The organism is Parvibaculum indicum (assembly GCF_011762095.1).
Lineage (GTDB): Bacteria > Pseudomonadota > Alphaproteobacteria > Parvibaculales > Parvibaculaceae > Parvibaculum > Parvibaculum indicum.
Window position 1 is genome coordinate 43,189 of sequence record NZ_JAASQO010000013.1, and the last position, 20,693, is coordinate 63,881.

Annotated in this window: 20 protein-coding genes; 13 read left to right on the plus strand and 7 right to left on the minus strand. The window is 64.0% G+C overall.

Annotation, left to right across the window (positions count from 1 at the left end; translation table 11 throughout):
* Positions 1 to 4: 4 nt before the first annotated feature.
* The 3 genes from FHS78_RS15455 to FHS78_RS15465 are packed head-to-tail and all read right to left on the minus strand — an operon-like array spanning position 5 to position 3,737.
* The gene (locus FHS78_RS15455; protein ID WP_082364264.1) at positions 5 to 1,282 is read right to left on the minus strand and encodes a TniQ family protein; all 1,278 of its coding nucleotides are present in this window, start codon (positions 1,280 to 1,282) and stop codon (positions 5 to 7) included.
* Positions 1,180 to 2,097 (minus strand): TniB family NTP-binding protein, encoded by a 918-nt coding sequence (locus FHS78_RS15460; RefSeq protein ID WP_197279987.1) that lies wholly within the window; start codon positions 2,095 to 2,097, stop codon positions 1,180 to 1,182. Before FHS78_RS15460 ends, FHS78_RS15455 begins: the two co-directional genes overlap by 103 nt.
* Entirely contained in the window at positions 2,094 to 3,737 is a 1,644-nt protein-coding gene (locus tag FHS78_RS15465; protein ID WP_054165309.1) for a Mu transposase C-terminal domain-containing protein, read from the minus strand. Before FHS78_RS15465 ends, FHS78_RS15460 begins: the two co-directional genes overlap by 4 nt.
* Positions 3,738 to 4,011: 274 nt before the next feature.
* Here FHS78_RS15465 and FHS78_RS15470 point away from each other — a divergent pair, with 274 nt between their 5' ends.
* The gene (locus tag FHS78_RS15470; RefSeq protein ID WP_167095328.1) at positions 4,012 to 5,079 is read left to right on the plus strand and encodes a site-specific integrase; all 1,068 of its coding nucleotides are present in this window, start codon (positions 4,012 to 4,014) and stop codon (positions 5,077 to 5,079) included.
* A 28-nt stretch (positions 5,080 to 5,107) separates the two neighbouring features.
* Here FHS78_RS15470 and repC read toward each other — a convergent pair whose 3' ends face one another.
* From repC to repA, 3 genes are all read right to left on the minus strand, one after another.
* Positions 5,108 to 6,445 carry a plasmid replication protein RepC gene (gene repC / locus FHS78_RS15475; RefSeq protein ID WP_167095279.1) on the minus strand — a complete coding sequence of 446 codons (1,338 nt, stop codon included), beginning with the start codon at positions 6,443 to 6,445 and terminating at the stop codon, positions 5,108 to 5,110.
* 162 nt (positions 6,446 to 6,607) lie between these two features.
* On the minus strand, positions 6,608 to 7,603 hold the full coding sequence (gene repB, locus FHS78_RS15480; RefSeq protein WP_167095280.1) for a plasmid partitioning protein RepB: 996 nt from the start codon (positions 7,601 to 7,603) through the stop codon (positions 6,608 to 6,610).
* Positions 7,604 to 7,675: 72 nt separating this feature from the next.
* On the minus strand, positions 7,676 to 8,863 hold the full coding sequence (gene repA / locus FHS78_RS15485; RefSeq protein ID WP_167095281.1) for a plasmid partitioning protein RepA: 1,188 nt from the start codon (positions 8,861 to 8,863) through the stop codon (positions 7,676 to 7,678).
* A gap of 383 nt (positions 8,864 to 9,246) precedes the next feature.
* On the opposite strand from repA, the gene traI reads away from it, so the two are divergent.
* From traI to trbI, 12 genes are read left to right on the plus strand one after another with little or no spacing between them, the layout of a single operon-like run.
* Positions 9,247 to 9,870 (plus strand): acyl-homoserine-lactone synthase, encoded by a 624-nt coding sequence (gene traI / locus FHS78_RS15490; RefSeq protein ID WP_167095282.1) that lies wholly within the window; start codon positions 9,247 to 9,249, stop codon positions 9,868 to 9,870.
* A gap of 15 nt (positions 9,871 to 9,885) precedes the next feature.
* Positions 9,886 to 10,854, plus strand: coding sequence for a P-type conjugative transfer ATPase TrbB (trbB, locus tag FHS78_RS15495; RefSeq protein WP_167095283.1), 969 nt, complete (start codon positions 9,886 to 9,888; stop codon positions 10,852 to 10,854).
* Positions 10,844 to 11,215, plus strand: coding sequence for a TrbC/VirB2 family protein (locus FHS78_RS15500; protein ID WP_167095284.1), 372 nt, complete (start codon positions 10,844 to 10,846; stop codon positions 11,213 to 11,215). Before trbB ends, FHS78_RS15500 begins: the two co-directional genes overlap by 11 nt.
* Positions 11,208 to 11,507: a conjugal transfer protein TrbD gene (locus FHS78_RS15505; RefSeq protein WP_167095285.1), complete on the plus strand. Its 300-nt coding sequence runs from the start codon at positions 11,208 to 11,210 to the stop codon at positions 11,505 to 11,507. The genes FHS78_RS15500 and FHS78_RS15505 overlap by 8 nt, the downstream gene beginning before the upstream one ends.
* Before the next feature lie 9 nt (positions 11,508 to 11,516).
* Complete coding sequence (locus tag FHS78_RS15510) at positions 11,517 to 13,973, plus strand: conjugal transfer protein TrbE (RefSeq protein WP_167095286.1); 2,457 nt, start codon at positions 11,517 to 11,519, stop codon at positions 13,971 to 13,973.
* Positions 13,945 to 14,745: a P-type conjugative transfer protein TrbJ gene (gene trbJ / locus FHS78_RS15515; protein WP_167095287.1), complete on the plus strand. Its 801-nt coding sequence runs from the start codon at positions 13,945 to 13,947 to the stop codon at positions 14,743 to 14,745. The genes FHS78_RS15510 and trbJ overlap by 29 nt, the downstream gene beginning before the upstream one ends.
* Entirely contained in the window at positions 14,742 to 14,942 is a 201-nt protein-coding gene (gene trbK / locus FHS78_RS15520) for an entry exclusion protein TrbK (protein WP_343041993.1), read from the plus strand. The genes trbJ and trbK overlap by 4 nt, the downstream gene beginning before the upstream one ends.
* Positions 14,936 to 16,126, plus strand: a complete 1,191-nt coding sequence (gene trbL, locus FHS78_RS15525) for a P-type conjugative transfer protein TrbL (RefSeq protein WP_167095288.1) — start codon at positions 14,936 to 14,938, stop codon at positions 16,124 to 16,126. The genes trbK and trbL overlap by 7 nt, the downstream gene beginning before the upstream one ends.
* Before the next feature lie 16 nt (positions 16,127 to 16,142).
* Positions 16,143 to 16,802, plus strand: a complete 660-nt coding sequence (locus tag FHS78_RS15530; protein ID WP_126280980.1) for a conjugal transfer protein TrbF — start codon at positions 16,143 to 16,145, stop codon at positions 16,800 to 16,802.
* Positions 16,803 to 16,819: 17 nt separating this feature from the next.
* Positions 16,820 to 17,644, plus strand: a complete 825-nt coding sequence (trbG, locus tag FHS78_RS15535) for a P-type conjugative transfer protein TrbG (protein ID WP_167095330.1) — start codon at positions 16,820 to 16,822, stop codon at positions 17,642 to 17,644.
* Positions 17,645 to 17,647: 3 nt separating this feature from the next.
* Positions 17,648 to 18,100: a conjugal transfer protein TrbH gene (trbH, locus tag FHS78_RS15540; RefSeq protein ID WP_167095289.1), complete on the plus strand. Its 453-nt coding sequence runs from the start codon at positions 17,648 to 17,650 to the stop codon at positions 18,098 to 18,100.
* Between the two features lie 12 nt (positions 18,101 to 18,112).
* Positions 18,113 to 19,414 (plus strand): IncP-type conjugal transfer protein TrbI, encoded by a 1,302-nt coding sequence (gene trbI, locus FHS78_RS15545; RefSeq protein WP_167095290.1) that lies wholly within the window; start codon positions 18,113 to 18,115, stop codon positions 19,412 to 19,414.
* A gap of 166 nt (positions 19,415 to 19,580) precedes the next feature.
* Here the strand turns inward: trbI and FHS78_RS15550 are convergent, their stop codons facing one another.
* On the minus strand, positions 19,581 to 20,693 hold the full coding sequence (locus FHS78_RS15550; RefSeq protein ID WP_167095291.1) for an ABC transporter permease: 1,113 nt from the start codon (positions 20,691 to 20,693) through the stop codon (positions 19,581 to 19,583).

Below are 20,693 nucleotides of genomic sequence, written 5' to 3' on the forward strand. Positions count from 1 at the left end.
TCGATTAGGGGACCATGCAGAGCGCATCTTTTGCAAGGCAAGGTTGCCGGTATCCCGACCCTCTTGGTAATAGTGCACGTTCGGCCAACACCTGCTCAATAAGGGAGTTGAGCGTCCGACGCTGCGTGCGCGAATCCTGCCCCTGTACGGCACGCCATTCCGCACTGGCCAGGATAGATTGGGCGAGCGTCAGATAGTCCGAATCCGATCGGCCGAGGGTCTTCGCGCGCGAAGAAACCGCCATCGGCACGGACCGCTCTTTGACCTGCCGGGGCGGCTCCTCGGTCCAAGCCACCATCTGGTCGAGAGAGAAGGACAGGTGACCCAGCCTCATCGAGGAGCTGCCAAGGTCCAGCAACGCTGCGACGCCCAGCAGCGTCACCATGCGCCAGCCGATCGGCGCCGTTGCCAGCGGCTCGGCGGGATCGACCCGCGCCTGTGCCGTCGGTGTCAGACGAAGATCCGGCACAACATCTGCCACGAACGGTGTGCGACGGCCGGTGCGCGGGCGCGGCGGATTCCATAGCAGCCGGGCGACATGGAGCATCCGATCCCGAACCGCAGACTGATCGTTGATCGCTGCCGCCACCAGCGTCGATACGGCGGCAAATAGGTCCGCGGAACCGCCGCGCCGCTCCTGGGGCATCGTTCGGGCGATGCTACCGCATCGGACACAGGCCAGCCGAGCTGCCGCCTCATGAACAACGAAGCGAGAACCGGAGCTGTCGAGACAGTGAGGACAGGCTTCGTCGAGAACGCGATGATGGCGCTCGCAGACCACAGTCTCGACCAGGGCCCAAGTCCGGCGGATATGATGGTCACGGCAAGCGGCGGCATCATCATCAAGACAGGCCAAGCAGACCGGCCGCCGGAAAGCGCCGGCCACTCTCCCCTCCCCCCAGACATACCAGCTGCGCGACCGTGGCCGCGAGGAGAGCGCGAGGGCCCGCACGCGCTCTTCCGGAAGACGGCACGACGCCGCCCACGCCTGCACCATCGCGGCCGAGGGTGCGAAGTCCCGCTCGGTGAATCCGGCACAGCGGTCGTCCCGGAGGACGCCAAGCCACCTGGAAAGGTCGTCGGGGATGAAGTTATAGCGGCATGCGACGCGACCTTGCCAAGACGACAGCAGCTCATCGCCTTCCGGGCGGGGCGCAAGCGGGAGCTCGCGCCGTATGGTCATCTGCCGGCCCGCGGCTGAAGGCGCGCCTCGACCTTGCGCGTCATCGCGACGAGCGGCAGCACCAATTCCTCGGTCTGGAAGCTGTCCATGGTGATGCATTCGGCGCCGGAGCGGATCGCCTCGACCGCAACCGTCTCGATCAGGCGGAAGATCCGCACCGTGACGCCATCGGTGAGATCGAGCACGCGCGAACGGATCGCCGGCGCCGCCAGGTTCGAGGGCCGGCGCAGCGGCAGTATCGTCGCCAGGCTCGCCAACAACTGCGCGAGGCGGGCGTCATTCTTCCAGTGCCGCAGGTGGAGGGCCTCGAATCGCTCTGCCAGCTGCGGATCGGTCAACAGCGCCTGGCGCGCGAGGTCCGTCCCCGCGCAAACCAGAGGAATCCTGAGATCGTTAGCCAGAAACCGGATGGCGTTCAGAAAAATCCGCTGTTGCCGGAAGCTTCCGGCGAGCATGGCGTGGATCTCATCGATGATCAGCATGCGGGCGCCCATGCTGCGCAGCAGCCGGCGGCAGACCTCCTTCTGCCGGTGGGTCGCCCCGTCTGCAGGCCCGGGCGCCCCGAGCGCCGTGAGCAGCTCGCTGTAGATGTCCCGTTCGATCGGCTCGGCCGGCATCTGCATAGCGACGACCGGCATGGAGGTCACGCCCGTGCCCTGGTCGAAACTGGCGGGATGGTCGCGCAGGAACTTGCGGATGATCTTGGTCTTGCCCATGCCGGTGTCGCCATAGATCAGCAGGCACGGCATGCGGTCGCGTGGCGGATATACCAGAAGGTCCTCGAGACGTCCGAGCGCGGCCCGTGCCTGATCGAGGTCGAGCCACCGATCCGCTCGGATCCAGGCGATCCGCTCCGCATCCGTCAGAGTGGCCTGGTGGCGGTATGCCGGCAGAAGATGGGCGTAGTCGGTCATGACCATTCCTCGACCGCAAGAACGGACAGCGTCTCCGGCTCTTCCTTCGGGCCAGGCGTGACGCCCTCCGCCGCGGCGCCCTGATCTGCGGCGCTGAGCGATCTCGTCCGCCGCGCGACCTGACGGCGTGCGGATTTCGTGATCGATGCAGAGGTCTCCAGAAGCTCGCGCTGGGCCTCGACCGTGTCGAAGATCAGTTGCTCGTCGGTGAGCCGCACACCGCGCTGCCGCAAGGCCGCCTGGGCCAGCCGATGCTCGCCGAGCGTGATGCGGGGGCGACGCAGATCGGCATACCGGATCGGCCAATGGGCGCCGTCGGGGCCCTCGACGAACACGCAGGACAGGTCGCGGGGATCGTATTTGACCCGCAGCTGTCGGTCGAGCCGGCCTGCCCAGGGGCTCAGAACGTCATCCCAGTAGCGCAGGCCGAAGATGTGCACGCCATCCCGACGGATGCTGCGCTCCTCGAACGGCAGGAAGTCGTAGAAGAACTGCTGATCATCATGCGGGTGCCGGAACGGCGCGCGGCGACGATCGAGAGCCTCCCGCCAGGCGGCATTCGGAGGCATATGCAGGCTGCTGTGGACCTCGTTGTGGTAGCGGCCAACGATTTCGAGCGTCAGCCAGCGTTCGAGCTCCTCGATCGTCATGACGGCGTGACGCTCGGGATCGTAGTCGCCGCGCTCTGCAGTTGAACTGAACGTGGTACCGGGGAGCATATGGACCGCTCCCATCATGGTGCCGATCAGCCGCTCGATGTGGCCGCCATAGTGCGGAGTTGCCACCGGCCGGTGGACCAGCGAGATGCCGTACTCGGCAGCTCCACGGGCCAGCGCCCGGGCGCGGAACTCGCGCGCATTGTCAACGTGGATGATGTCCGGCAGGCCCGACACAGGCCAATCGAGCTCGATGCCGCGCGCCAGGAGCCACTCCGCCTTCGGCATCACCGCATGATGTATGGCTAGGGCGACCGATGCCGACGAGGGCGCCTCGAGGCTCAGATAAAAGCCCACCACGATGCGGCTTGCCACGTCGATCGCGAGCGTCAGCCATGGCCGCTGGATCGGCAGGCGGTAGATCGTGTCCACCACGAAGAGATCGACGCGCGTGTGATCGATCTGGACGATCTGCAGCGCGTGATCGGCACGGTATTCCTCCGGAACCGGTCTGAGCCGATCTCTGGCGGCCTTGTTGCCTTCACGCTGGCGAACAAGCTTGAAGCGATCGATCTGCTCGACACGGGCTCGAACGGCTTTCCAGGACGGAATGTCCAGCCCGCGTTCACGACAAAGATGCCGGATGTGGTCATGAAGCGTGCTGACGGACGCCTTTTGCCGGGTGAGATACTTGTCGCGGATCGCCTCCTCGATGGCCGCCTCGACCTCGACGGCGAGGCGCCGGGCTCCTTTCTTTGGGCCAGGCCGCGCCGCAGCGAGCGAACTCGTCACCGGCGTGTTGCGGTATTGTTCGATCAGCGCGTAAAGCCGGCTCCGGCGCAATCCGAGGATACGGCACGCCGTCGCCACGTCGACAGGCGACAATTGTCCTGCGTTGATCAGTGGCTGGATGACCGCCTCTCGGGCGACCGCGACCTGCCATCTGGCGTCATCGATCGCGTGCTTGTCTTGGTCGCGCGGCACGTGTCGACCTCCGCACTCGCCTTGATCCAGTGATCAGGGCTAAGATTCCAACGAACAAGGCTGAATCCACCGAATTAGGGTGAGCCGAACATGTTAAAAATCAATCAAATGGAATCCGGGGAAAAAAGCAGTGCGACAGGCCCGAATCGTCGATCAAAATACCGAAAATCGTACTCAGCTCGGCTCTGCTCGATCACAGGAAACACCACCGGGTGTCGACCAGACCGCGCCGATCGCCGACGACCTGCCCGACATCATCGATGTCGTCCTGGAGATGGGCCGTGTGCCGGAAGAGCCACCGGCGGAAGCCGCAGCCCCTTCCCCTCCCCTTCCGGTCGTTTCGACCCCGCGCTTGCCGGCGCATCTCGACGCGCTCGCCGACCGCGCGCGCGATTATGTCGAGGCGGCGAGCTCTGCCAATACCCGCCGCGCCTACACCTCGGACTGGAAGCAGTTCGCGAGCTGGTGCCGTCGGCAGGGCGTCGAGATGTTTCCGCCCGATCCTCAGGTGGTCGGCCTCTACATCACGGCCTGCGCCTCGGGGAAGGCGACCGGCGACAAGAAGCCCAATTCCGTGTCGACGATCGAGCGTCGGCTCTCCGCGCTGACGTGGAACTATACGCAGCGTGGCCAGCCACTCGATAGGAAGGACCGTCATATCGCCACCGTCATGGCCGGCATCCGCAACAAGCACGCCGCCCCACCCCGGCATAAGGAAGCGGTTTTGCCCGAGGACCTGATCGGCATGCTGGAAACGCTCGACCGCGGCTCTCTACGCGGCTTGCGCGACCGCGCCATGCTTTTGCTTGGCTTTGCCGGCGGCCTGCGCCGCTCGGAGGTTGTCGGCCTCGACTGCGGCCGCGACCAGACCGAGGACTCTTCCGGCTGGGTGGAGATCCTCGAAAAGGGCATGCTGTTGCGCCTGCGCGGCAAGACCGGCTGGCGCGAGGTAGAAGTCGGGCGCGGCTCAGCTGACGCCACCTGCCCGGTCGTAACCCTCGAGCTTTGGCTGAAAATGGCGAAGATTGCCCGCGGTCCCCTATTTCGGCGCGTGACGAGCGAAGGCAAGAATGTCGGCCCCGACCGCCTGAACGACAAGCAGGTCGCCCGATTGGTCAAACGGGCCGCTCTGGCCGCCGGCGTCAGGGGCGATCTGACGGAGGGCGAGCGTGAGGAGAAATTCGCCGGGCATTCGCTGCGCGCCGGCCTCGCGTCCTCGGCCGAGGTCGACGAACGCTATGTCCAGAAGCAGCTTGGGCACGCCTCCGCCGAAATGACTCGAAGATACCAACGCCGCCGCGACCGGTTCCGGGTCAACCTGACCAAGGCTGCCGGGCTGTAACAGCGAATCCTGCGCTCCGGCGATCATTCTAACGCCGCCATTTCGGATCGCGCAGAGACCTGATGAGCTCAGGCGATGCTCCGGCCTGTTTGCGCTCCCCTCCCCCGGCCGGGAACAAATCGGACCCGTCCAGGCGCGCGGCATCGCCAGCTCCGGGCTTTTTCCCATCGAGTTTGGCGCGCAGCAGCGCCATAATCATCGGCCAGGTCGAGAATTTGCCTTCCCGGGCCCGGTCCGTCAGGCTGCGCAGGTAGCCGCCGGCGCTATTGATCTGGTCTGCGCGCTGATAAATCGCTGCCAGGGTAATCCCGGCCTGCCGCTCTCCAAGGACATCGCGGGCCTCGCGCCAGGCGCTAGGGCTGATCCCCAGCATCGGCCGGGCAAGTTCCGCCGCGGCCAAGAAGTCCCGCCAGTGGCGGATATCACCGCCCTGGACGAGCTCGCGCAGGTTCGAGCAAGCGTCCAACACGATTCCCAATGGCAAATCCCGCCTCGGCATGCTCCGTAGCTTGTCGTTTTCCGCAGCGTTGCCACCCGCTTCTACCTCTTCTCGATTGCCATTTTCAGATTCAGAATAGGAGTCTGGATTTGAATTCTGTATGTGGCGACCGGAATGGGACTCATTGGCGTCCATATTCTGGGAATCTGCAAATGATTCCAGCACGTCACGGATATCCCTCCAGAGCGCCTCAAGCTCCTCGCAGATGCTTTCGACCAGCTGGCGAGGCGCAGAACGTGGTAAACGACTCATTACCTCCTGATAGCTCTGCTGCACCCTTCCCCAATTGCCCGGCACCCCTTCCTCGATGCCCGTGTCGATCAGCTTGACGATATCCCGGCGCAGGAGTGTCAGACGCTCCTTGGCAACGCGGAAAGCGCGCTTCTCGGCCTGCACGGCTTCCGCCAGGTCCTTGAACTCCGCCGCGCGTGCGACGATCGGTGAGAGATCGAAGCCGAAGGCCTGCTCGATCTGGCCTCCCCGCCCCTTCCTAGCGTATCGCTTACCGTTCGGACTATCCCGCCGAATGATTAGCCCGCACTCGACGAGCACGCCAAGATGCCGGCGAAGGGTTGTTGGCGGCATGCCGTTGGCGCGGGCCATCAGCTGCTCGTTCGACGGCCATACGACGATGTCGGCGTCGCCGGTAAGCGCCGTCTCCTGATGGAACGACAGAAGGGCATTCAGGATCGCAAGGGCGCGATCCGTCGCTCCGACGAGATCCCGGGCCTCGCGGATGTGTTGAAAGGTCTGCCATTTATGGACGACGGCGTCTTTCGGCGCCGTGCGTGCCTTCACTTGGCTTGCAATTTGGCCAAGTGTCATCGTTCGCCGCCCAAAGGGCGTCGTCGCGACATACGTCTCCATTTTCCTTCACCTATCGCTAGGCAAAAGAAGCCAGCTCGCCGAAAACGGCGTTCGATCCCGCAAGGGACTCTTGACGGCGATTCGCGGAAGTGCGATTCTCTAGGTGCTCAATCTAGGAGAAGGGCTTCCGGAACTCGTTTCGGGGGCCTTTTTCTTTTGCGGTTACGGTTCCTCTCTCGCTTGCGTCAAATCCCGCCGAAACGCCTCGTAGAGGCGGTCGAGGTTCTCCGACAAATAATCTCCGAACGCCCGCGCTTCCGAGCTCTTGGCCTTGATGGCCAGAGTGAAGCGCTTCGCGTCCGCGGTTATGTCAGCCGACACGGAGCCTCCGGTCGGCGCCCAACGGCGCTTTTCCGGTCCGGCCTGCGTGCGCGTTCGTGAGCGCGCGGTCTTGAGACGGTGGACAAGGCGATCAAATCGGGCATCGCTCGAAAGAGCAGCGAAGCCATCCTCTTCGATGACCTGCAACGCGGCTTCCTGGTTGGACGGCTTGTCCATCAGCAGCTTAAGGTCGTACCAGCGATCGCGGCCGACGCCCTTTGCCTCGCCAATCGCCTCGAGAACCTTCGCCGGCAGCGCTGCCACCGACAGCATTTTCGACAAGGTTGTGCGGTCAATCGAGAGTGCCTTGAGGATAATGGCATTGTCCTCGTCGTAGCGGAGACGAGCGAGGTCGGCCGCAAAGAGCGCCCGCTCAATGAACGGCGCGTTCGATCGAGCCGAATTCTCCTGCCCGAGTGTCACGACGTGTTCTTGATCCACCATCTCCTTGACGACAGCCCGAACCTTTCGACCCAGCGTCTTCGCGACCAGGAGGCGCCTATGACCGAACACGGCCATATAGCGTCCGCTCGCCTTGGGATGGGGGCGGACGAGAATAGGGGAGTTCTGGCCGTTTTCGCGGATCGCCTCGAGGAGCTCATTGAACTCCTGCTCGTTGTGCGCTCGTCTGTCGCGCACGAATGATGCATCGATCGTGTCGGGGTCGAGCTCGACGATCGCCTCGCCCGTGGCGAGCTTGTCGGCGCGCGCCGCCATTTCGTCCAGCGTGCCGAGAATGGATCGCGACGCCCCCCTCGCCGCGTACTCCATGACGGATCGCTCGGCGGGCTTCTCCTTGTCGTTCAGGATGTTGGCAAAAGGATTTTTACGAGCCATCGCTTGACCTCATAATATCGCCTAGGCAGTTGAAAACACCGGACTTTTTGGATGTCTTGACGGCAGTCAACATCACAGCCGCCCCCACGCCCGGTGAATCAGCCCCTGGATTTCAAAGTTCACGGCGTCCAAGGCCTCAATCGCGCGGTCGTAGGTGTCGCGAGTGAAGCTCTTTCGCTCGACCTCGTAGAGCGTCTGCTTGGTCAGCCCGGCGTCCGAAATCGCGGTCGATTTAAGCATCGGATTCTTGAGCAGCTCCTCAGCCAGGACAGTCTGCATGAAGCCCAGCATTCGGGTCTGGGGCACGTCGATCGGCTCAAACCTCGTAATCAAATAGCGGAGCCAATCGATCTTCACCGGCGCGCCTTTTTCGCGGATGGATCTGACGAAGTTGCCCAGCATGAGAAGAAACTGGCTCATCGACATCAGATCGAGCATCTGCGGATGCACGGTGACCAGCACCGAGGTCGATGCTGTCAACGCAGTGAGGGTGAGGAAACCCAGTTGGGGCGGACAGTCGATGACAACGATGTCGAAGCGGTCGTCGACCTCTTCGAGCGCCCGCCCAAGGCGAGTGTAAAACCGCTTGCCCTCGTTCGAGGACTGCATCGAGAGGGGAGTATCGAACTCAAACTCCTGCAGCTCGAGATTGGCCGGAATGATCTCCAGCAGCGGGAAATTCGTCGGCAGGATCACGTCCGATATCGGACGCCGCTTCTCGTCATACCGGATTGCGTCATAGAGCGACGGATTGCCGTCGAGCTCGGGCTGGAAGCCATGCAAGGCAGAGAGCGACGCCTGTGGGTCGAGGTCGATCACCAGGACGCGGTGTCCGGTCAACGCAAGATGCTGCGCGAGGTGCGCCGCCGTCGTTGTCTTGCCCGAGCCGCCCTTGAAATTGACGACGGCGACGACCTGAAGCTTCTCGCCCGCCTTCCGGAAGGGGACATACTTCTTGGCGTCCGAGCGGCCGTTCTTGTCGAGATAATGGCGGAGCTCGACCATCTGCTCAGCCGTATAGTAGCGGCGGCCTGCAGTAGCGATCAGCGGCTCGGGGCCCTTGCCTTCGAGATGGAGCCGCTTGAGATTGTTCGGGCTGATCCCGAGGTAGTGGGCGACTTCGGACATGGGGAATCGACGCAAAGTCTTCTTCGCGTCCGGAGGAAAGTTCTCGAGACGCAACTGGTCGAGCCTGCGCGAGATCTCGGCGCCTTGGCCAAGGATCTTCTCATCAAATTCGAATGGTGGAAGCGCACTCATTCCAACCGGCCTCGCGAGGAAAATAGCGCCAGAAAGAGGTTATCTGGCCAATTTAGCGCCAGTATCTCCGATTCTCCCCCCTTGGCAAGGAGAATAGAGTTAACGGGTCGTTAACACGAGACTGCGCAAGACGCGCGGTCCCGGCCGGTTTATGCCATTGAATCAGGTGTTTAGGCGACCACCCGGCCCGCGGGGCGCGAGCGCCGACTAGCAAATCTATTAGTGCACAGCGTTCGATTTCGGACCGTCCTCGGCCTCCATTTGCTCGCTTTGAGAGCGACTCAGCGCAGCTTCCGCCGAGTCGCACTCATAATTTCGCTAGTCGCGGTCGCCCGCGCAAACGTGCCCCCTGTCTCCGACGCACTCGAATCGGAGCAATACTGATGCGGGCACTGGCTATTCCTGCCGATACGCATGATGACTTTGCTGATCTTGTCGATTCCATGCATCGACTTCGCGCCCGCGTGTTCAAGGATCGATTGGGTTGGGCGGTCGACGTGAAGGATGGCCGCGAGAGCGACCAGTTCGACGGATTCTCGCCGACCTACATCGTCGCGCTCTCGTCGGCGTCACAGGTTGTTGGCTGCGCGCGGCTGCTGCCGGCGAGCGGGCCGACGATGCTCGACGTACTCTTCCCGGACCTTGAGGCCTCAGGCCTGTACAGGCCGAACCCCTTCATGGTCGAGAGCTCCCGCTTTTGCGTCGACACGGGGCTGGACGAGGGCAGGGCAGGGGGGTCACTCCACGACGCGACGCTCACCATGTTCGCCGCCATCATCGAATGGGCGATGGTGAACGGCTATCGCGAGATCGTCACCGGCACCGACCTACGAGTCGAACGGATCCTCAACCGCGCCGGATGGCCGATGAAACGCCTGGGGGAACCGCGGCGGATCGGCAAGACGACCGCCGTCGCCGGCGTCCTGCCGGCCGACCGGCGCAGCTTCGAGCGCGTCAGGCCGGCCTCGTATTACTCGACCTTCTGCCCGCAACTGCGCGCGGCCTGAGCAAGGAGGGCGGACATGGCCCAGCTTCGTTCCCATCCGCGCCTGGTCCGCAAGCTGCAAGAAGCGCTCGGCGACCAGCTTTGCATCGCCCTCGATGACGCGACTGTAGTCGAGATCATGCTCAATCCCGATGGTCGCCTCTTTATCGAGCGCCTTGGTCACGGCGTCGCGCCGGCCGGGGAGATGAACGCCGCGACCGCCGAGATCGTCATCGGCAGCGTGGCGCATGCGCTCCATTCCGAGGCCGACGAGGATCGCCCGATCGTGTCGGGCGAGCTCCCGATCGGCGGCCACCGCTTCGAAGGCCTCCTGCCGCCGGTGGTCGCGGCGCCTGCGTTCACCATCCGGCGGCGGGCATCGCGGCTTATTCCGCTCGACGACTATGTCGCGGCGAAGATCATGACGGATCATCAGGCCTGTGTGATCAGGAACGCGATCACCTCTCGAATGAACATCGTCATCTCGGGGGGAACGGGCTCGGGTAAGACCACGCTCGCCAACGCGGTGATCGCCGAGATAGTCGAGTCCGCTCCGGACGACCGCATCCTGATCCTGGAGGACACGGCCGAGATCCAGTGCGGAGCGGAGAATGTGGTCGCCCTGCATACGAGCGACTCGATCGACATGGGCCGGCTGCTGAAGAGCACGATGCGGCTGCGTCCCGACCGCATCGTCGTCGGCGAGGTCCGCGACGGTGCTGCGCTCACATTGCTCAAAGCGTGGAATACAGGCCACCCGGGCGGCGTGACAACAATCCATTCCAACACAGCGGAATCCGCGCTGCGCCGCCTCGAACAGCTCACGGCCGAAGCCAGTCAACAGCCGATGCGCGAAGTGATCGGCGAGGCCGTCGACCTCATCGTCTCGATCGAGCGCACGCCGAAGGGCCGCATCGTCCGCGATGTCCTGCACGTCGAGGGCTTGGTCAACGGCCACTACCGCACGGAATCCTATTCGCCCAAGGAGGAACGCCATGTCGCATGAACGTCTGTGCAGGCTCGCGGTCGCGACACTGGCGCTTGCGCTGCTGTTCGCCGAGCCCGCCTTCGCTTCGGGAGGCGGCAGCCTGCCATGGGAAGGTCCCCTGCAGCAGATCCAGCAATCGATCACCGGGCCGGTCGCCGGCTTTATCGCACTGGCCGCTGTCGCCGTGGCCGGCGGCATGCTGATCTTCGGCGGTGAGCTCAACGATTTCGCGCGGCGCCTCATGTATGTCGTGCTCGTCGCCGGCATCCTGCTCGGAGCCACCCAGATCGTTGCGCTGTTCGGCGCGAGCGGCGCCTCGATCGGGAATGTCGCGACCTCGCCCTCGGCCGAACCGGCAGGGGAGGGCAGTCGTGGCTGAACCGGGATCGAATCTCGATCGTTCGCGTATCCACCGGGCGCTGTCGCGGCCGAACCTGCTGCTTGGCGCGGACCGCGAGCTGGTGCTGCTGACCGGTCTCGCGGCAGCGATCCTGATCTTCGTCGTGCTGACACCCTATTCTGCGCTGTTCGGGATCGCGGTCTGGATCGTCGTCGTAGCGGCGCTGCGGATGATGGCCAAGGCCGACCCGATGATGCGGCGCGTCTATGCCCGCCATGTCGGCTATCGGCCCTACTACCGGCCGACCTCGACGCCCTGGCGGCGATTCTGAGGCCCGGTCATGGTGGCGTTGCGGTCCTTCCGCCATTCGGGCCCGTCCTTCTCCGATCTGGTGCCGTATGCCGCGCTCGTGGCGAACGGCGTCATCCTGCTCAAGGATGGGTCGCTCATGGCAGGCTGGTACTTTGCCGGGCCGGATTCCGAGAGCTCGACGGATGCAGAGCGCAACGAGGTATCCCGGCAGATCAACGCGATCCTGTCGCGGCTCGGCACCGGCTGGATGATCCAGGTCGAGGCGGTGCGGGTTGCCACGTCGGACTATCCGGCGCGCGAGGAGTGCCATTTTCCGGATGCGGTCACGCGCGCGATCGACGACGAGCGGCGCGCCCATTTTCAGGAGGGCAGGGGTCACTTCGAGAGCCGCCACGCGCTCATCCTCACTTGGCGGCCGCCGGAGCGGCGGCGTTCCGGGCTTGCCCGTTATGTCTATTCCGATAGCGAAAGCCGCGCCGCGCGTTATGCCGACACCGTCCTCGACAGCTTCCTGACCTCGATCCGCGAGGTGGAGCAGTATCTCGGCAACGTCCTGTCGATCCGCCGCATGGTGACGCGCTCGGTGGAGGAGCGCGGCGGCTTCCAAACCGCGCGCTATGACGAGCTGTTTCAATTCATCCGCTTCTGCATCACCGGCGAGAACCACCCCGTCCGCCTACCCGAGATCCCGATGTATCTGGATTGGCTGGCTACAGCCGAGTTTAGCCACGGGCTTACGCCGATGGTCGACAGCCGGTATCTCGCGGTCGTAGGTATTGACGGTCTTCCCGCGGAGAGCTGGCCGGGCATCCTCAACTCCCTTGACCTGATGCCGCTCACCTATCGCTGGTCGTCGCGCTTCATCTTCCTGGATGACCAGGAGGCTCGCGCGAGGCTCGAGCGCACCCGCAAGAAATGGCAGCAGAAGGTCAGGCCCTTCTTCGACCAGCTTTTTCAGACGCAGTCGCGCTCCGTCGACCAGGACGCCATGGCGATGGTCGCAGAGACCGAGGACGCGATCGCCCAGGCCTCGTCGCAGCTTGTCGCCTATGGCTACTACACGCCGGTGGTCGTGTTGTTCGACGACAACGAGACCCGGCTGCGCGAGAAGGCCGAGGCAGTGCGTCGCCTGGTCCAGGCTGAAGGCTTCGGCGCGCGGATCGAGACCATCAACGCCACGGAAGCCTTCCTCGGCAGCCTGCCGGGCAACTGGTACGCGAATATCCGCGAGCCGTTGATCAACACCCGCAACCTCGCCGATCTCATACCGCTCAATTCTGTCTGGTCGGGCGCGCCGACTGCACCTTGCCCGTACTATCCGCCGGGCTCCCCGCCGCTGATGCTGGTGGCGAGCGGCTCGACGCCTTTTCGCCTGAACCTGCACGTCGACGATGTCGGCCATACGCTGATATTCGGACCAACCGGCTCCGGCAAGTCGACGCTGCTGGCGCTGATCGCCGCGCAGTTCCGGCGCTACGCACAGGCGCAGATCTTCGCCTTCGACAAGGGCCGTTCGATGTTGCCGCTTACGTTGGCCGCCGCCGGCGACCACTACGAGATCGGCGAGAGCGATGGCGATGGCGCTCCGACGCTCGCCTTCTGCCCGCTCTCCGAGCTCGCCACGGACGGCGACCGCGCCTGGGCATCGGAATGGATCGAGACGCTGGTGGCGCTGCAGGGCGTGATTATCACGCCCGACCATCGCAATGCCATCTCGCGCCAGGTTGGCCTGATGGCGTCGGCGAACGGACGCTCCCTCTCCGATTTCGTGTCGGGGGTGCAGATGCGCGAGATCAAGGAAGCGCTGCATCACTACACGGTCGACGGGCCGATGGGTCAATTGCTCGATGCGGAGAGCGACGGGCTGTCACTGCGCTCGTTCCAGACCTTCGAGATCGAGCAGTTGATGAATATGGGCGAGCGCAGCCTCGTGCCTGTGCTGCTCTATCTGTTTCGGCGGATCGAGAAGCGATTGACGGGGGCGCCGAGCCTGATCGTGCTCGACGAGGCGTGGCTGATGCTCGGCCACCCGACCTTCCGGGACAAGATCCGCGAGTGGCTGAAGGTGCTGCGCAAGGCCAATTGCGCGGTGATCCTGGCGACGCAATCGATCTCGGACGCCGAGCGCTCCGGCATCATCGACGTGCTGAAGGAGAGCTGCCCGACGAAGATCTGCCTGCCGAACGGCGCGGCGCGCGAGTCGGGCACACGCGAGTTCTACGAGCGCATCGGCTTCAACGAGCGGCAGATCGAGATCGTCGCGACCGCGCTCCCGAAACGGGAATATTACGTCGCCTCTCCCGAAGGCCGGCGGCTGTTCGACATGGCGCTCGGCCCGGTCGCGCTCTCCTTCGCCGGCGCCTCCGGCAAGGAAGACCTCAAACAGATTGCCGCGCTGAAGTCCGAACATGGCGACCGCTGGCCGGAACGCTGGCTCCAACAGAGAGGAATTGGCAATGCCGAAGCACTCCTTCTCATCCGTTAGGCTCGCCGCCGGCGCTGCGTTCATCGCGGTGATGGCTCATGTCTCGCCGGCTGTCTCCGGAGCTGCAACGGGCGGGGCGACGGAATGGACGCAGCTCCTTAACAACGGCGAGCTCGTGACGCTCGTGACCAAGTCGGCGGAGCAGATCAACAACCAGGTCACTCAGATCACACAACTGGCGCAGCAAATCCAGAATCAGCTGCGCATCTACGAGAACATGCTGCAGAATACGGCGCAGCTGCCGAACCAGATCTGGGGACAGGTCGAGAACGATCTCAACCGGCTGCGCAATCTCGCTGTACAGGGGCAGGGCATTGCTTTCTCGATGAGCAATGCCGATGACGTGCTGAAACAGCGCTTCAAGAGCTATTCCGACTTCAAGACCAACCTGCCGAACGGCGAGAGCTTTTCCTCGACCTATCAGAGCTGGTCTACGACCAATCGCGACACGATCGCCGGCACGCTGAAGGCGGCCGGTCTCACCGCCGAGCAGTTCTCGTCGGAAGAGTCGACGATGAGCTCTCTCCGCACGATGTCCCAATCGGCCGACGGGCAGATGAAGGCGCTCCAGGTCGGTCATCAGATCGCCGCGCAGCAGGTCGCGCAGTTCCAGAAGCTTCGCGGTCTGGTCTCCCAGCAGACGACGATGATGGGAACGTGGTTCCAGTCCAAGCAGTCCGACAAGGATCTCGCACAGGCCCGGCGCGAGCAGTTCTTCAACGCGCCGGTGAACAACATTCGTGGCGGAGAAACCATGGAGCCGCGCTGGTGAGCCGGCCGGTCGTCATGGCGACGCTCGCAGCCGTCCTCGCTCTCTTTGGTCTCGCGGTGATCTGGTTCGTCGTCACCCCGCGGCCGGACACCGTGGAGTCGTCCGCGCAGGAGCAGCGCCAGCGCGCCGAGGGCTTTCTCGGAGGCGCCCCCAACCAACCTGTGCGCGGCGGACAGGAGATGAAGCCAAGATGGTAGTCACCCGTCCGTCACGCGCGATCGAGATTAGCTTCATCGTCATCGCCCTTATCCTGCTCGCCAGTGCGCCGGCGCTGGCCCAGCAGGGCAGCGTGCTGACGACGCTTGAGAACCAGGTCTCGACGGCCGCCAAGGGCTGGGAGACGACGGTGATGAACGCCGCCCGCTCTTTGTTCTGGATCCTCGCCGGCATCGAGGTGGGCATCGCCGCTGTTTGGCTTGCCCTGCAGGCCGCCTCACTCGATGCTTGGTTCGCCGAGCTCGTCCGCAGAATCATGTTCATCGGCCTGTTCGCCTTCATCCTCGACAGGGGACCAGCCTTCGCCAAGTCGATCGTCGACAGCCTGTTTCAGATCGGCGCCAATGGCGGCTCGGCCTCGCCCGCGAACATCTTCGATGCGGGCATTCGCGTCGCCTCCAAGATGTCGGAGCAGGCGAAGTTCGGCCTGTTCGAAGACAACGCGCTGGCGATCGCCGCCGTCTTCGCCATGGTCATCGTCGTCATTGCGTTCAGCCTGGTGGCGGCGATCTTCGTGGCGGTAATGGTCGAGATGTATGTCGGGCTTCTCGCCGGGATGATCATGCTCGGTCTCGGCGGCTCGTCCTTCACGAAGGATTTCGCGGTCCGCTATCTCGTCTATGCCTTTTCGGTCGGCATGAAGCTGATGGCGCTGGTGATGATCGCCCGCATCGGCTCGGACGTGCTGCTCGGCCTCGCCGAGGCGCCGACGGCGACGTCCGACCAGTTCATCACCACGCTCGCAATCGCCGGTATCTCGGTCGTGGTGTTCATCATCGCCATGTATGTGCCGCCGATCGTGCAGGGCGTAGTGCAGGGCGCCTCGATCTCCGGCGGCATGGAAGCGATCCGTCATGGCGGCCAGGCGGCGACCTTCGCTGCTGGCGGCGCTTTCCTCGGCGCGAGCGCGGCGATGTCCGGAGCGTCGGCGGCGAGGAGCGCCCGAGCTGGCGGCTCTTCGATGGCGGGGGCAGCGTTGCGCGGCATGGCGTCGGGCATCGGCAATGCCGGCTGGGCGGCGGGATCAGCGGCGAAGGAGAAGGCAATCGCGGCGCCCGGTGCCTATGCCGGATCCCTGCTCGGACTGGCAAACGCCAAGCTCGATCAGTCGCGGCAGAAATCGCCGGCGCCACCACCACCGCCACCGCCGATTCAGGACAAGTGAGGGGAGACGCATCAGCATGGCCGCCAGTCCGCCCGACAATCCCTACATCGCCGCCCGCCAGGAATGGAACGAGCGCTACGGCTCCTATGTCAAAGCCGCGGCCGCGTGGCGGCTCGTCGGCATCACCGGCATGCTGATGGCCGTGGTCGGCTTCAGCTACGCGCTCTATCAGAGCACGCAGGTGAAGCTCGTTCCCTACATCGTGGAGGTCGACCGCCTCGGCACCGCGGTAACGGCCGGCTTTCCGCAGCAGATCGAATATGCCGATCCCCGCGTCGTGCGCGCGACGCTTGGCACCTTCGTGTCGAACTTCCGCAGCGTGACGCCAGACGCGGTGGTGCAGAAGCAATACATCGATCGCACCTATGCACTGCTGCGCACCTCCGATCCGGCGACGGAGAAGATCAACGCCTGGTTTCGCGGCAATTCCCCGTTCGAGAAGGCGAAGAACGCGACCGTAGCGATCGAGGTCAACAATGTCGTGCCGCTCTCCAACCAGAGCTACCAGATCGACTGGACCGAATATGAGCGCGACCGGAAGGGCAAGGAGACCGCGGTGCGCCGCTTCCGCGGCATCGCGACCGTGACACTGACTCCGCCGCAGGACGAGGGCGTCATCCGCCTCAATCCGATCGGCTTGTATCTGCGGGACTTTGAATGGACCGCCCAGCTGTGAAAGGCCCGCGCACTCCGATGGCTAGAGAAGGAACGATCATTGCCGCAATCCTACTCGCCCTGTCGATGAGTTTCATCGCAGCGTCGGCGGTCGCCCAGGGTATGAGCGCAAACGAGGCCCGCGGGACGAACATTTCCGGACAGTGGCGCGGTTCGCGCGGGCTCGTCACGAGAGGCTCGGACGGGAAGGTGATCTTCCTCTATGGCGAGATCCAGCCTTCCGTCGTGTGCTCGCCCCTGCAGGTCTGCGATATCGAGCTACAGGCTGGCGAGGTGGTGCGCGACGTGCTCGTTGGTGACACGGTTCGCTGGAAGGTCGAACCCGCGACCTCCGGAGCCGTAGGCGGGCAGGCGATCCATCTGATCGTCAAGCCGGCCGAGCCGGGGCTTGTCACCTCGATGGTGGTGACGACGTCGCGGCGCACCTACCACATCCAGCTCAAGTCGCATCAAAGCCAGTACATGGCACGCATCGGCTTCGAATATCCCGAAGACGTCTCGACCCGCCTGTCCGACATCAACGCCCGGCTCGAGGCGAGCACGATCCCGGGCGCCGGCGTGCCAGCCGAGCAGCTGAACTTCCAGTACAGCGTGAGCGGCAGCGCCAGTTGGCGGCCGACCCGCGTCTATTCGGACGGAGAGAAGACCTACATTCAGTTTCCCCGTTCGGTGTCCGGGCAGGACGCGCCGGTGCTCTTCGTAGTCTCCGGCGGACAGAACCGCATCGTCAATTACCGCATGAAGGGCAACATGATGGTGATCGACTACAACGTCGATCGCGCCGTCCTCGTCTCGGGCGTCGGCTGGCACCAGGACAAGATCACCATCAGCAGGGGAGGGTAGGCGATGAGCGCCCGACACCTCCTCCCCCGGCTTCTTGGAGTCACTCTGGCCGCCGCGCTGCTCGCCGGCTGCCAGACCTTCGGAGCGGAAGGGCTCGTGGCCAGCTCCGCGCCGCAGGAGATCTCCGGCCCCGCCGCCAGCGCCATTGCCGGCGACATGGTCAGCCGCCTTGCCGAGCATGTCGGACCCGGAACCGGGACGATCCTGTTGAAGGCGGACGGCTCGCCGTTCGGCGGCGCGCTCGAGGCCTCGCTGAAGGCGTGGGGCTACGCGGTGGTCAGCGACCAGAAGGCCGAGGGCGAGAAGCTCATCCCCCTCGCCTATGTGATCGGAAGCTATGACGGCCAAGTGCTTGCGCGCCTCTCGACCGGTTCGCTCGACCTTGGGCGTGCCTACACCGCGACCTCTGCCGGTGCGACCCCGACGAGTCCGCTGTCGGTCATGCAGCGCGGGTAAGGGGAGGGGAGCATGGTTCAATCCCTCAAGCTCGGCGGGGAAGCGGCGGAGCCGAAAATCCGGCGGATCAATCGCCTGCCGATCGTGATCGCGATCGCACTCGTCGTCGCCTTTCTTGCCGTGATCATGTACGGTCTGAGCTCGCGCGGACTGTACTTCTCGCGCAACCCGTCGATCGAGCAGGCCGGGGGCGCGCCGGCTTCTACCTATGCCGACCAGCTGAAACGCGGCGTGTCGGACGGGATCATCGGCGATCCCGCGGAAGCGCCGGTGTTTCAGCCGACTCCGCCGGAGCGGATCGATCCGGCAGCGCCCCCGAAACCCGTCGCGGTGCAGCCTGAGCGCGCGACGGCCGAAGGCGAGCCCGAGGCCGTATGGCGTGCGCGGCTCAAGCGAGAGGCCGATGAGCAGTACTATCGCGAGCTCCAGCGCCAGCGCATGGCACGGATGCAGGCCAACGACACGGCCTACGACTCGCCGCTCGCGATCAATGTCGACAAGCTGCGCAGCAGTGGACGGACCGATCCCGGCGCTGCGCAGCCTGCCGGCGCCGGGGCCACAGGTACCGGCGCTACGGCTGACCTTTATGCCGCGGCGCTGCGAGCTGGCCTCGGCAGCCAGAACCTCGACCCGAATGCCCAGCGCACGAAGGAGGACTTTTTCAACGCCGACATCAAGGAGCTCGGCTACCTCCCCAACCAGGTCGTGCCGCAACGCTCCCCTTACGAGCTCAAGCGCGGCTCGGTGATCCCGGCGACGCTCATCACCGGCATCAACTCAGATCTTCCCGGCCGCATCACCGCGCAGGTCAGCCAGAACGTCTACGACAGTGCGACCGGGCACCGCCTCCTCATCCCGCAGGGGACGAAGCTCTTCGGTCGCTATGACAGCAAGGTGTCGTTCGGCCAGTCCCGCGTGCTCGTCGTCTGGACGGACATCATCTTCCCGAACGGATCTACCCTGCAGATCGGCGGCATGGCCGGGACGGATGCCGAAGGCTATGGCGGGTTCAATGACCAGGTGGATAACCACTATCTGAAGACATTTGGCTCCGCGATCCTGCTCGCGGTTATCGGCGCCGGCATCGACATGGCCGTCCCGCAAAACACCAACCCGTTCAACAACGGAAATAGCGCAGAGGATGCCGCACGGCGGAATTTCGCGGAGACCTTCGGACGGGTCGCAGAACGGACGATCAACAAGAATCTCGAAGTCCAGCCGACGCTTGAAATCCGGCCGGGGTACAAGTTCAACGTCCTTGTCGATCAGGACATCATCTTTCCCGGAATCTATCGCGGGCGGGGGGAGGAGTGAAGGATCGGTGGGAATCAGGATTTTCGGCCGCGATTGGTGACAGAGTCGTTGCCGAGCGAATCCAACACCCAGGACATGTCAGTGCGTTGCACGCCAGCCAAATCAACGTCGGGTGGCTGTCCCTCTAGCGAAGTTCAGATCCATCGCTCCCATGACGCCGATCAGTTTATCCAAGACGATTGCGGAACAGCCACGCAGCGAGCGGCAAGGTGACGGCGGCCACAGCCAGCAATGGCAAGAAATTGGAGGCGATATCGCCGAAGGTGGCGCCTTCCAGATAGACGCGGCGGACAATATCGATCCCGAAGCGCAACGGGTTCACATAGGTTGCGACTTGCAGTATCGCCGGCATGTTGCGCACGGGCGTCAGCAGGCCCGACAAGAGCATCAGGGGCATGACCAGCATGAAAGTATAGAGCATGGCCTGCTGCATGGTGAGCGAGACCGCGGAGATTGACAGACCGATCCCGACAGACGCCACCGTGAAGCAGAAAAGCCCGAAATACAGCAGCCATACCGACCCGTTCATCGGAATCTGGAACCAGAAAAGGATGATCAGAAAGATGATCGTCGACTGGATCAGGCCGATAAAGATCGACGGAAGTGCTTTCCCGATCAGGATCTGCAACGGCGTCAGCGGCGTCACCAGCAACTGGTCAAAGGTTCCCTGTTCACGCTCGCGGGCAACCGACAGGGCGGCGAGCATGAGCGTCTGGATCATGCTGAGCGAAGCGATCAGCGCCGGCATCATGTTCCAGCGGGATTCAAGATTGGGATTGAACCAGGAACGGCGGACGATGGTGATGGAGGACCTGTTGCCGAGCGTTTGATTGTAGGAGGTCACGATCGACGAGACATAGGCCGCGGCGGCGCCGGCCGTCGACGAGTTGCGCCCGTCGAGGATGACCTGAAGCGGCGCCTGCTGGTTTGCCGCCAGACGCGCCTCGAAATCCGATGGGATGCTGACGACGAGAAGGGCGTCACCCTTGTCGATCACGCCTGCGATCTGGTCGGATGACGTCAGTGTCGCAACACGCTCGAACACGCCGGTTCCGTCAAGCCGGGCCAGCAGTTGCGTTGCGGTCGCACCCCGGCTGTGGTCCAGGACCGCATAGGGCACATGCGTCAAGTCGTACGTCGCGCCATAACCGAAGAGCAATGCCTGCAGCAGGGCGGGTGCGAAGAGCAGCACGCGGCTGGACGGGTCCTTGACCAGCGCGAGGAGCTCCTTTCGGAACAACGCCAGCGTCCGGAAGAAATAGGTGATCACCGGGTTCAT